The organism is Azospirillum baldaniorum, assembly GCF_003119195.2.
GTDB lineage: Bacteria > Pseudomonadota > Alphaproteobacteria > Azospirillales > Azospirillaceae > Azospirillum > Azospirillum baldaniorum.
Map to the genome: position 1 here is coordinate 267,394 of NZ_CP022255.1, position 14,552 is coordinate 281,945.

Annotated in this window: 1 protein-coding gene; it reads left to right on the forward strand. The window is 70.2% G+C overall.

The features are described from left to right. Nucleotides 1–60: 60 nt before the first annotated feature. Nucleotides 61–14,250 (forward strand): Ig-like domain-containing protein, encoded by a 14,190-nt coding sequence (locus tag Sp245p_RS23565; protein ID WP_165359995.1) that lies wholly within the window; start codon nucleotides 61–63, stop codon nucleotides 14,248–14,250. Nucleotides 14,251–14,552: the final 302 nt, after the last annotated feature.

Sequence of the window (14,552 nt, forward strand, 5' to 3'; positions counted from 1 at the left end):
GTGTGTGTATAGGCCGAAAGGAGGTCTCAAAGCGCCTAACCCCTTCGAGGAATGCTCGTCATGCTCCATTCGACCGCGTCCCGGCCCGTCCCCGCTATCCTGGGCTGCGAGGGTGTTCCCGAGGCTTCGAGGCGCGAGGTCGCGTTCATCGACACGGCGCTCGACGACTGGCGGGTGCTGGAGGCCGGGATGCCGGCCGGCATCGAAGTCTTCCTGATCGACAGCCGGGCGGACGGCATGGCGGCGATGGCGCGGACGCTGGACGGGCGCCGCGACATTCACGCCATTCATGTGCTCAGCCACGGCTTCGAAGGCGGTCTCCAACTCGGCTCCGGCCGGTTCGACACCGCGGCCCTGGCCCAGCGTGTCGAGGAACTGGCCTCCATCGTCTCCAGCCTCGCCCCGGATGGCGATATCCTGCTCTACGGCTGCAACGTGGCGGTCGGCCGGGGCGCCGACTTCCTCACCGCGCTGGCGGAGGCGACGGGGGCCAACGTCGCGGCCTCGCGGACGCCCACGGGTGCCGCGGACCGGGGCGGCGACTGGGACCTCGACTGGGTGCACGGCGCTGTCACCACGGATGCCCTGAGATTCAGTTCCTATCGTGGGGTGATGGCCGCTCCGGTCATCGTGAGCGGCGTCGCCTACCTCGGTGAAAACATCGTCGTGTTGACGTTCGATCAAGCGCTGGATACCGGAAGCCAGCCGAACGTGAATTCCTTCGCCTCCGACGCGTTGACCCCGGGCAGCGCGCGGATCAACGGCATCCCGACCAACCTGACGTCCGCTGTGGTTTCCGGCAACACGCTGACGCTGACGCTCCCACAGCAGACGTTCACCAACAACGACATCCTCACCATCCTGTACGAGGATCCCTTCGGCGACCAGTCCAGCGGCGTTCTTCAGGGTTCATCCTCTGGTTACGATGTCGCAACCTTCCAGTATGATGTCACCGTCACGACGGCCCGCCCCTCCACGGCGCCGACGTTGACCGCGACGGGCGGCACGACGACCTTCAGCGCCAGCCAGGTGGATCTGTTCTCGTCGGTCACGGCCAGCACCAACGACACGGGGCAGGTCTTCACCAGCCTGACGCTGACCGTAACGGGCGTCCAGGACGGTGCTGCGGAATCCCTGACCTTCTACATACCCGGCGCGACCAATCCGCTTCAACTCAGTTTGGTCAACGGAACAGGCATCGCGAATCCGATGATGCCAGGCGGAGCGGTCGTCACCGCGACCGTCATCGTCACCGGCAGCACGGCGACCGTGACGCTCACGGGCCTGGAGGCGTCGGATGCCGATATGGGGTGGCTCCTCGACGACCTCGTCTACAACAACACCGCCAGCACGCCGTCCAATGGCCAGCGCGTCATCACCGTCAACAGCGTCACCGACGACGGCAGCAGCAACAGCACCGCCAGCATCTCCGGCGTCTCCAGCACCGTCAACATCGGTGCGGCGGCTTCGACCCTGCCGACGCTGACGGCGACGGGCGGCACGACGACCTTCACCACCAGCGCGGTGGATCTGTTCTCGTCGGTCACGGCCAGCACCAACGACACAGGGCAGGTCTTCACCGGCCTGACGCTGACCGTGACGGGCATCGTCGACGGCGCGTCGGAAATGCTGGGCTTTATCATACCGGGGATGATGGGGGGGCCCGTCACCATCGCGCTGACCGGCGCCGGCACCCTGACGGGTCCCTTCGTCGGGTCGGCTGTCGGCGGCGTCACGCTCAATGGCAGCACCGCCACGGTGACGATCAGCGGCCTGCAGTACTCGGCGGCCGACATGCAGTCGTTCATCGACAGCATCGCCTACAACAACATCGCCGGCACGCCGTCCAACGGCCAGCGCGTCGTCACCCTCACCGGCGTCACCGACGACGGGGCGAGCAACAACACGGCCAGCCTGACCGGCATCGCCGCCACCATCAATGTCGGCGCACCGCCGCTGACCCTGCCCACCCTGACGGCGACGGGCGGCACGCCGGCCTTCAGCCAGGGATCGCCCGTGGGCGTCGATCTGTTCTCCACGGTGACGGCGAACACCAACGACACCGGGCAGGTCTTCACCGGCCTGACCCTGACGATCACCGGCGTGTCCGACGCCGAGGCGCTGCTCGGCATCGGCAGCAATCCCCTGGCCTTGTCGATCGCCGGCGGCGGCCCGACGCCCCTGCCGGGAATCACCGGGTCCGGGCTGGGCGTCTTCGCCAACGTGGCGGTCAACGGCACCACGGTGACCGTCACCCTGACCGGGCTGTCCCACACCAACGCCCAGCTCGAGGCGCTGATCGACGGCCTGTCCTACATCAATTACACCGGCGGAACCCTCGTCTCCGGCAACGTCACGCCCGGCAACCGCGTCATTACCGTCACCAGCGTCACCGACGACGGCGGCAACAATCACACCTCCGCCCTCACCGGCGTTTCCGCCACCGTGAACGTCTCGGGCCCGGCGGCGCCCGCCCTGGTCAGCGCCGTGGCCCATGCCGGCGAGAACACCATCACGCTGACGTTCGACACCGCCCTCGACAGCACAGGCACGATTCCGACCAGCCTGTTCCTCGGCACCTCCGGCCCCTGGGCCTACGGTGCGAACAAGGTCGTGCTCACGAGCAACGGAAGCACCGGCCCGGTCGACGTGAGCTCCGTGTCGGTGTCCGGCAACACGCTGACGCTGACCCTCAGCAACGCCACGCTCACCGCCGGCGACTCGATCAACTTCCGCTACCTTGATCCGAACAGCGGCGACGACGCCAGTGGCGTCATCCAGAGCGCCACCGGGGGGCTGGACGCCCTCGGCTTCGATGCCGCCCTGACCGTGGGCGCGGCCCGCCCTGTTCCGGTCCTGCAAAGCGCCGCCGTCACCGGCGATTCGCTGGTGCTCACCTACGATGTGGACCTCGATTCCGCCAACCCGCCGGCGCTGGGAGCCTTCACCGTCACGGTCGGCGGCACCTCGGTGGCGGTCAGCGGCGTCGCCGTGGACGGCGTCGGCAAGACGGTCACGCTGACGCTCGGCCAGGTGGTCGCCTATGGCGACACCGTCACCGTCTCCTACACCGACCCCACCGCGGACGATGACGCGAACGCCATCCAGGCCGGCAGCGGCGGGCGCGACGCCGCCAGCCTCTCCGGCCAGTCGGTCACCAACAATTCGCCCGATCCGAGCACCACGGCGCCGTCCGTTACGGCCATCGATGCCTATGTCGGCGAAAACGTCATCATCGTCACCTTCGATCAGACCCTGGACGCCCAGAGTCCGTTGCTGCTTTCCAGTTTCGGCGCCGTCGACAGCTATGTTCCGCTGGACTTTGGCACCGACGCCATCATCGTGGGCAACACGAACACGGGTGACGTGAAGGTCAATCTGCTCTCGGCGGTCATCTCCGGCAACAAGCTGATCCTGACCACGGCGAGCCCGCTCGCTCAGGGGGATTACGTCCGCTTCACCTACAGCGACCCGGCCGGCAACGACACCGCCAACGTCCTGCAGAACCTGTCGGGTCTGGATCTCCCCGACACCCGCTTCGCCACCATGGTTTCGGCCACCCGCACGGTCAACACCCCCAGCCTGACGGCGACGGGCAACGCGACGACCTTCACCAACTCTTCAAGCCCCGCCGACCTGTTCTCGTCGGTCACGGCGAACACCAATGATCTGGGGCAGATCTTCACCGGCCTGACCTTCACCGTGACCGGCGTCCTGGACGGTGCGTCGGAATATCTGATCTTCATGGTCCCCGGGGGCACGTCCTCCATCATGAATTTGGCCAACGGCGCCAGCTTGATGAGCGGCACCTTTGGGGTCACGGGCGGCGCCACGCTCAACGGCAGCACCTTGACGGTGACGATCAGCGGCCTGCGTCTGTCGGCTGGCGAAATGCAGTCGCTTCTGGACGGCTTCTACTACAACAACGTCGCCGGCACGCCGTCCGATGGCCAGCGCATCATCACGCTGGCCAGCGTCACCGACAACGGCGGCAGCAACAACGTCGGCACCCTCACCGGCATCTCCGCCGTCATCAACATCGGCGCACCCCCGACGCCGGTCCTGCAAAGCGCCGCGGTCAACGGCACGTCGCTGGTGCTGACCTACGACACGGCGCTCGACGCCGTGAACATTCCGTCTGCGGGCAGCTTCACCGTCCTGGCCGGCGGCAGCCCGGTGACCGTCAGCGGCGTCGTCGTGGACACCGCGAGCAAGACGGTCACGCTGACGCTCGCCCAGCCGGTCGCCCATGGCGCCGCGGTCAGCGTTTCCTATGCCGACCCCACCGCGGGCGACGACGTCAACGCCATCCAGTCCTTCGGCGGCGGCCTCGACGCCGCCGGCTTCACCGGCCGGTCGGTCACCAACACCACGCCCGACCCGAACGGCGTGCCGCCGACGCTGACGCTGACAGCAAAGAACGGCGGTTTCTCATCCGGCCAAGGCAGCAGCGGCACCGACCTGTTCGACGGGGTGACCGCCTCGACGGTGGACAACGGTCAGACCTTCACCGGCATGGTGCTGACCGTTCACAACGTCGGCGGCACCGGCAGCACCGAGTTCCTGAGCATCGGCGGCACCGACATCGCGCTGAGCAACGGCACCTCGGGCAGCTTCGCCAGCGGCAACTACGCGGTCACGCTGGCGAACGGCGTCGCCACGGTGACGCTGACCGGCATGGCGCTCAGCAACGGCGGCATGGACACGCTGATCGACGGCATCGCCTACAAGAACACGGACGCGGCCAGCACGAACTACGGCAGCAGCGAGACCCGCTCGATCGTTCTGCGCTCCATCACCGACAGCGGGGCCTCCAGCAACTCCACGGTGATCGACAAGGTCGCCACGGTCACGATCGCGAACACGGCCACCTACACCCCCTTCCTGACGATCGTACCGACGAATCCGGCCATCGCGTTCACGCCGGGAACGCCGCAGCAGGTGTCCTTCACCGTGACGGCCACGCAGATGAGGACACTGATTGGTTCCTTGGTCACGTTCGGGGTCGATGCACCGAACGGCTGGTCGGTGGGAAGCGTCAGTCTCATTCCCGCGGGAAGCGTCAGTCCCATTTCCATGATCACCGGGATCATCAGTCAAGGCCAAGTCTACACGCTGACCTTCGACGTGACGTCCTCCGGCACGGACACGTCCGGCGCGTTCCCCATCAGCGTCCACACGATTTCCACCGGCCTTGACCTCACCAGTTCGGTGGTTTCCAGTTCCGTCATGGTGACGGTCGCCATTCCGCCGGTCCTGCAAAGCGCCGCGGTCAACGGCACGTCGCTGGTGCTCACCTACGACAGCGCGTTGGACGCGGCCAACCCGCCGGCGGCCGGCGCCTTCGAGGTCAAGGTCGGCGGCACCACGGTCACGGTCAGCGGCGTCGCCGTGGACAGCGTGAACAAGACGGTGACTCTGACGCTCGCCCAGGCGGTCTCGGACAGGGACACGGTCACCGTCGCCTACACCGACCCCACCGCGGGCGACGACGCCAACGCCGTCCAGTCCCCCACCGGCACAGACGCCGCCAGCGTCACCGCCCGGCCGGTCACCAACACGACGCCGGACACCACCCCACCGACGCTGACCTCGGCGGTGCTGAGCGGGACGCGGCTGACGCTGACCTACTCGGAGGCGTTGGACGGCGCCCAGACGCCGGTGGCCGGCGCCTTCACGGTGACGGTGGGCGGCGTGGTGCGCACGGTCACCGCGGTCGCCACCGCCGGCCGGACGGTCACCCTGACGCTGGATGCCGGGGCCTCCTCGCTCTATGAGGGCGCGACGGTCAGCTACACCCCGCCGGGCTCCGGCGCCAGGACCGTGGATGCCGCCGGCAACGCCGCGGGCGCGCTGAACAGCCAGCCGGTCCGCGTGGGCGGCGATCCCAAGTTCACCCTGGAAGCCACCAATCCCTTCGGCCTCGGCACCTTCGTCGGCCAGTCCGCCCCGGTCTTCGCCGACATCGACGGCGACGGCGACCTCGACGCGGTGGTCGGCGACTGGTACGCCAACATCGTCGTCTACCGCAACGTCGGCACGGCGGAGGCGCCGAGCTTCACCCTGGTGGGCACCAACCCCTTCGGCCTGAACACCGTCGGCGGCGGCATGCCCGCCTTCGCCAAGCCGGTCCTCGCGGACATCGACGGCGACGGCGACCTCGACCTGCTGGCCGGCAACGCGGGCGGCGACACCGTCGTCTACCGCAACGTCGGGACGGCGGCGGCGCCCAGCTTCACCCTGGTGGGCACCAATCCCTTCGGCTTGAGCAATGCCGGGGGCTTCGCGTCGCCGTCCCTGGTGGACATCGACGGCGACGGCGATCTCGACGCCCTGATCGGCAACGCGGATGGCAACACGCTCTTCTATCGGAACGTCGGAACGGCGGCGGCCCCCACCTTCGCGCTGGAAAGCACCAATCCCTTCGGCCTCGGCGATGCCGGAAGCAACGCCACGCCGATCTTCGTGGACATCGATGGGGATGGCGACCTCGACGCGCTGATCGGCAACGACAGCGGCAACACGGTCCTCTACCGGAACATCGGGACGGCGGCGGCGCCCACCTTTACCCTGGAGGGCACCAACCCCTTCAACCTGGGCGACGTCGGCAGCAACGCGAAGCCGACCTTCGCGGACATCGACGGGGACGGCGACCTCGACGCCCTGATCGGCCGGGACGACGGCAAGACGGTCCTTTACCGGAACACCACGCCGCCGCCCGCCACCCCCACGGCCCCGACCCTGACGGCGGGTTCGAACAGCGGCTCGACCACCGACACGCTGACCAACGTCACGGCGCCGGCGATCGTCGGCACCGCGGTCGCCTCGTCGACGGTGGTGCTGTACGACGGCGCGACGGCCATCGGCACGGTGACGGCCGACGCCTCCTCCGGCCTGTGGACGCTCTCCACCGCCTCGCTGGGCGATGGCACGCACTCGCTGACCGTCACGTCGAGCAACGCCAACGGCACCTCGTCGGCCTCGACCGCCCTGACGCTGACCATCGACACCAAGGCACCGACGCTCACCTCGGCGACGCTGAACGGGACGCAGCTGACCCTGACCTATTCGGAGCTTCTGGACGGCGCCCAGACTCCGGCCGGCGCCTTCACGGTGATGGTGGGCGGCGTGGCGCGGACGGTCACCGCGGTCGCCACCAGCGGCAAGACGGTCACCCTGACGCTCGACGCCGGGGCGACGGTCTACCAGAGCGTCACGGTGGACTACACGCCGCCGGGCTCCGGCGCGAAGACCGCGGACGCCGCGGGCAACGCCGCGGGCGCGCTGACCGGTCAGGCGGTCCGCGTGGCGGGCGATCCCAGCTTCGTCCTGGAAGCCACCAACCCCTTCGGCTTGAACGGTCTTTTCCCGCAAGCCAAGCCGGTCTTCGTCGACATCGATGGTGATGGCGACCTCGACGCCCTGGTCGGCAACATCGGGATCAATCTCCAGCTCTACCGCAACGTCGGCAACGCGACCGCACCCAGCTTCACCTTGGAGGCGGCGACTGATCCCTTCGGGCTGAGCGGTGCGACGATGTCCACCCCGGCCTTCGCGGACCTCGACGGCGATGGCGACCTCGACGTGCTGGTCGGAAGCAACTCCGGCTCCCTGCTGTTCCTGCGCAACGTCGGAACGGCGACGGCGCCCAGCTTCACCCTGGAGGCCACCAACCCCTTCGGGCTCAGCAATTTCATCCCCCTCGCGTCGCCGAGCATCGCGGACCTCGACGGCGACGGCGCCCTCGACATCCTGGTCGGCAGCCAGGGTGGCGACACGCTGTTCTACCGCAACGTCGGCACGGCGACGGCGCCCAGCTTCACGCTGGTCGGCACCAACCCCTTCGGGCTCGGCAATGCCGGGGGGCAGGCGTCGCCGACCATGGTGGACCTCGACGGCGACGGCGACCTCGACATCCTGATCGGCAACATCACCGGTGACACGGTGGTCTACCGCAACGTCGGCACGGCGACGGCGCCCAGCTTCACGCTGGTCGGCACCAATCCCTTCGGGCTGAGCAATGCCGGGATGATGGGGTCGCCGAGCATCGTGGACATCGACGGTGACGGCGATCTCGACGCCCTGGTCGGCGCCTTCACAAGCATCACCCTGTTCCGCAACGTTCCGCCGACTCCGGCGAGTCTGGCGCTGACGAGCGCGTCGAACAGCGGTTCGACGACGGACACGCTGACCAACGTCACGGCTCCGGCGATCACCGGCCTGGCCAAGGCGTTCACGACCGTGGTGCTGTACGAGGGCGCGACGGCGCTGGGCACGGTGACGGCCGACGCCAACGGCCTGTGGACCGTCACGACGGCCTCGCTGGGCGATGGGGCTCATTCCCTGACCGCCGTGTCGAGCGATGCCACCGGCACGTCGTCGGCCTCCAGCACGCTGACGGTGACCATCGACAGCGCGGCTCCGAACGCGCCGACCGTCACGACGGCGCTGAGCAACAGCACGACGCCGACCCTCAGCGGCACGGCTGAAGCCGGGGCGACGGTGACGGTCACGGTGGGGGGCGCCACCTACACCACCACGGCGACCAACGGAACCTGGAGCGTCAACCTCGCCACCGCGACGCCGACCTCCGGCTCCCTGAGCCTGAACGCCAACGGCACGAACGCCGTCTCGGCCACCGCCACCGATGCGGCGGGCAACGTCTCCTCGGCCGGCACGCAGTCGCTGACCATCGACACCACCGCTCCCAACGCTCCGGCGGTGACCAGCGCAACCCTGAGCAACAACGCCACCCCGATCCTCACCGGCACGGCGGAAGCCGGCACCACCGTGACCGTCACCGTCGGTGGGGCGACCTACACCACCACGGCGACCAACGGGGCCTGGAGCGTCAACCTCGCCACCGCGACGCCGACCTCCGGCTCACTCAGCCTCAACGCCAACGGCGCCAACCCGGTCTCCGCGACGGCAACCGACGCTGCCGGAAACGTCTCGGCGCCGGGCACCCAGTCGTTGGTCATCGACACGACGGCGCCAAACGCCCCGGCGGTGACCAGCGCGGCGCTGACCAACAACGCCACACCGATCATCGGCGGCACGGCGGAGGCCGGCAGCACGGTGACGGTCACGGTGGGTGGAGCGACCTACACCACCACCGCCACGAACGGCGGCGCCTGGAGCCTGAACCTCGCCACCGCCACTCCGGTCACCGGCTCGCTGAGTCTCGATGCCAACGGCGCCAACCCGGTCTCGGCCACCGCGACCGACGCGGCGGGCAACACCTCGGCTCCCGGTACGCAAACGCTGACCATCGACACCACGCCGCCGAGCGCTCCGACCGTCGCCACGGCGCTGAGCAACAGCACGACGCCGACCCTCACCGGCACGGCGGAAACCGGCAGCACGGTGACCGTCACGGTGGGTGGCGCCACCTACACCACGACGGCGACCAACGGGGCCTGGAGCCTCAACCTCGCCACCGCCACTCCGGTCACCGGCTCGCTGAGCCTCGATGCCAACGGCGCCAACCCCGTCACGGCGACGGCGACCGATGCGGCGGGCAACGTCTCCACGCCGGGCACCCAGTCGTTGGTCATCGACACCACGCTGCCCGACGCTCCGGCGGTGACCAGCGCGGCGCTGACCAACAACGCCACCCCGACCCTCACCGGCACGGCGGAGGCCGGCAGCACGGTGACCGTCACCATCGGTGGGGCTACCTACGTCACCACGGCGACCAACGGGGCCTGGAGCCTCAATCTCGCCACGGCGACGCCGACCGCCGGCTCCCTGAGCCTGAACGCCAACGGCGCCAACCCCGTCACGGCCACGGTCACCGACGCTGCCGGAAACGTCTCGGCGCCGGGCACCCAGTCGTTGGTCATCGACACGACGGCGCCAAACGCCCCGGCGGTGACCAGCGCGGCGCTGACCAACAACGCCACACCGATCATCGGCGGCACGGCGGAGGCCGGCAGCACGGTGACGGTCACGGTGGGTGGAGCGACCTACACCACCACCGCCACGAACGGCGGCGCCTGGAGCCTGAACCTCGCCACCGCCACTCCGGTCACCGGCTCGCTGAGTCTCGATGCCAACGGCGCCAACCCGGTCTCGGCCACCGCGACCGACGCGGCGGGCAACACCTCGGCTCCCGGTACGCAAACGCTGACCATCGACACCACGCCGCCGAGCGCTCCGACCGTCGCCACGGCGCTGAGCAACAGCACGACGCCGACCCTCACCGGCACGGCGGAAACCGGCAGCACGGTGACCGTCACGGTGGGTGGCGCCACCTACACCACGACGGCGACCAACGGGGCCTGGAGCCTCAACCTCGCCACCGCCACTCCGGTCACCGGCTCGCTGAGCCTCGATGCCAACGGCGCCAACCCCGTCACGGCGACGGCGACCGATGCGGCGGGCAACGTCTCCACGCCGGGCACCCAGTCGTTGGTCATCGACACCACGCTGCCCGACGCTCCGGCGGTGACCAGCGCGGCGCTGACCAACAACGCCACCCCGACCCTCACCGGCACGGCGGAGGCCGGCAGCACGGTGACCGTCACCATCGGTGGGGCTACCTACGTCACCACGGCGACCAACGGGGCCTGGAGCCTCAATCTCGCCACGGCGACGCCGACCGCCGGCTCCCTGAGCCTGAACGCCAACGGCGCCAACCCCGTCACGGCCACGGCCACCGACGCTGCCGGAAACGTCTCGGCGCCGGGCACCCAGTCGCTGACCATCGACACGACGGCGCCAAACGCCCCGGCGGTGACCTCGGCGGCACTGACCAACAGTGCCACCCCGGTGATCGGCGGCACGGCGGAAGCCGGCAGCACCGTCACCGTCGCCATCGGTGGAGCGACCTACACCACCACCGCCACGAACGGCGGCGCCTGGAGCCTCAACCTCGCCACCGCGACACCGACCGCCGGCTCGCTGAGCCTCGATGCCAACGGCGCCAACCCCGTCACGGCGACGGCCACCGACGCCGCCGGCAACGTCTCCTCCGCCGGAACGCAGTCGCTGACTGTCGACACCACGCTGCCCAACGCCCCGGCGGTGACCAGTGCGGCACTGAGCAACAGCACCACGCCAACCCTCACCGGCACGGCGGAAGTGGGCAGCACGGTGACCGTCACCGTGGGCGGCGCCACCTACACCACGATGGCGACCAACGGAACCTGGAGCGTCAACCTCGCCACCGCGACGCCGACCTCCGGCTCACTCAGCCTCAACGCCAACGGCGCCAACCCGGTCTCCGCGACGGCAACCGACGCGGCGGGCAACGTCTCGGCCCCCGGCACGCAAGCGCTGACCATCGACACCACGGCGCCGAGCGCGCCCTCGGTGACCAGCGCAGCGCTGACCAACAGCACCACGCCAACCCTCACCGGCTCGGCCGAGGCCGGCAGCACCGTCACCGTCACGGTGGGCGGCGCCACCTACACCACCACCGCCACGAACGGCGGCGCCTGGACCCTCAACCTCGCCACGGCGACGCCGACCGCTGGCTCCCTGAACCTGAACGCCAACGGCGCCAACCCCGTCACGGCCACGGTCACCGACGCTGCCGGAAACGTCTCGGCGCCGGGCACCCAGTCGCTGACCATCGACACGACGGCGCCCACCGCGCCGGCGGTGACCAGCCCCGCGCTGGGCAACAGCACGACGCCGACCCTCACCGGCTCAGCGGAGGCCGGCAGCACCGTCACCGTCACCATCGGTGGAGCGACCTACACCACCACCGCGACCAACGGGACTTGGAGCCTCAACCTCGCCACCGCCACTCCGGTGACCGGCACGCTCAGCCTCAACCCGAACGGCGCCAATCCGGTGTCGGCTACGGCGACCGACGCCGCGGGCAACACCTCCTCGGCCGGCAGCCAGTCGCTGACCATCGACACCACGCTGCCCGATGCGCCGACCGTCGCCACGGCGCTGAGCAACAGCACGACGCCGACCCTCACCGGCACGGCCGAAGCCGGCAGCACCGTCACCGTCACGGTGGGCGGCGCCACCTACACCACCACCGCCACGAACGGCGGCGCCTGGAGCCTCAACCTCGCCACCGCCACTCCGGTGACCGGCACGCTCAGCCTCAACCCGAACGGCGCCAACCCGGTGTCGGCCACCGCCACCGACGCCTCGGGCAACGTCTCGGCACCGGGCGCCCAGTCGTTGGTCATCGACACCACGTTGCCCGACGCCCCGACCGTCGCCACGGCGCTGACCAACAGCACGACGCCCACCCTCACCGGCACGGCCGAGGCCGGCAGCACCGTCACCGTCACGGTGGGCGGCGCCACCTACACCACCACCGCCACGAACGGCGGCGCCTGGAGCCTCAACCTCGCCACCGCCACTCCGGTCACCGGCACGCTCAGCCTCAACGCCAACGGCGCCAACCCAGTCTCGGCCACCGCCACCGACGCCGCCGGCAACACCTCGGCGCTGGGCACGCAGTCGCTGACCGTCGACACCACCCCGCCGACGGCCAGCGTGCTGTTCGAGGACGACAGCATCGACGCCATCGAGCAGTCCAGCGCCGCCTTCACCATCAGCGGCGGCGAGGCCGGGACCAGCTTCACCTGGACGATCACCTCGGCCGGCGGCGGCCAGGTCACCGGTGGCGGCGTGATGAGCGGCCCGACCATGCGGGTGACCGGGCTGGACCTCTCCGCCCTGGGCGACGGCACGCTCACCCTGACCCTCGGCCTGACCGACCCGGCGGGCAACGCCGCGCCGCCCTTCACCGCGACGACGCAGAAGCTCACCGCCACCGTGGAGAAGCCCGCCCCGGTCGCCCCGCCGCCGACGGCCACCGTGGACGGCGCCACCGTCAACGGCTCGATCACCACCGGCGGCGACGGCAAGCGCGTCACCACCGTGACCATCGCGGCCAGCAACAGCAACCGCGTCGAGGACACCAGCACCGCCAACGCCGACCTCGCCGACGTGCCGGTGGTGCGCGAGCAGGTGGTCGACCGCCAGACCGGTGCGGTGTCCACCGTCACCACCCTGACGGTCAGCGTCTCCACCGGCGTGGCCGTCACCACCTCGGGCAGCGCCGAGCGGCAGACCGCCGCGGAGGCGCAGAGCGGGCTGACCGGCCTGATCGCCGCCATCGAGGCGCGCACCGACGCCGGCACCGCCTCGCGTGGCAACCTGACCGGCGGCGGCGACGGCTTCCTCTCGGTGCTCTCCGCCCAGGCCCAGCTCCTGGTGCGCGCCATCGACTTCAGCACGCCGGGGGTGGCCGCCGGCCAGGCGGTGCAGACCAGGGTGACCGGCAACACGCTGGGCGGCACCGGGGTCGCCAGCACGGCGCCGACCGCGGTGGTGCTCGACACCACGGCGGCGGCGGGTCCGGTGACCATCCAGCTCGACAACGTGGAGTTCGCGGCGGTGGTCGGCAACGCCACGCTGGTCGGCGGCGACGGCGAGCAGATCGTCTACGGCGACGACCACGAGCAGTACATGTACCTGGGGGCCGGCGACGACCTCCTGCACGGCGGCGGCGGCAACGACACGATCGCCAGCGCCGGCGGCAACGACACGCTGTACGGCGACGACGGCGACGACGTGGTGATGGGCGGCGAGGGCGACGACTGGCTGTTCGGCGGCGAGGGCAACGACCTGATCGGCGGCGGGGTCGGCGACGACGCGCTGTTCGGCGGGACGGGCCAGGACATCCTGTTCGGCGAGGCGGGCGACGACACGCTGACCGGCGAGGAGGGCGACGACACGCTGTCCGGCGGGGCGGGCAACGACCTGCTGTTCGGCGGGGCGGGCGACGACTTCCTGATCGGCGACGACGGCGACGACACGCTCAGCGGCGGGGCGGGCAACGACGTGGCGCTGGGCGGGGCGGGGCGCGACCTGATCGGGCTCGGCGCGGGCGACGACCTGGCCAGCGGCGGCGAGGGCGACGACACGCTGTTCGGCGAGGAGGGCAACGACACGCTGTTCGGCGGGGCGGGCAACGACCTGCTGAACGGCGGGGCGGGCAACGACGTGCTGTTCGCCGACGGCGGCGCGGACACGCTGTGGGGCGGCGCCGGTGCGGACGTCTTCGCCTTCGGCCGGGCCTCGGGCGGGTCGGTGGTGATGGACTTCCAGGTGGGGGTGGACCGCTTGGCCTTCTATGACGCCAGCATGGACCTCGGCGCGGTGATCCGCTCGGCGCGGGTGGAGGGCGGCAACACCACGCTCGACGTCGGCGGGGGCAACCGCATCACCATCCTCGGCCAGACCGGAAACGTCGCCGGCTGGTTCGGCTGAGCGGGCACAAAAGCCGGCCGGAACGGCGGGTGCCGGGGCCTTCGGGCTCCGCCACCCGCCGTTGTGCGCTCTTTGGGGCCTGCCACAGTGCCGCAGCATTCTCGTTTCCCTCGGCAAGGAGGGCTTCGAGATATTCACGACGCGGGGCGAGAATGCCAAGCCCGGCCGCCCGACTCCTTGCACCGATGCTCCGCCACGATCCTTTTCCGGAGAACCAGCGCCGGCGCATGCATCGCTCCCAGATCGCCGTTCCCGCCGGCCTTTCCGGAGGCCATGCGGGATGATGCACGCCGCCATGCGGC

Coding starts and splice junctions, on each gene's coding strand:
- Sp245p_RS23565 (WP_165359995.1), top strand. CDS start 61: ATGCTCCATTCGACCGCGTCCCGGCCCGTCCCCGCTATCCTGGGCTGC.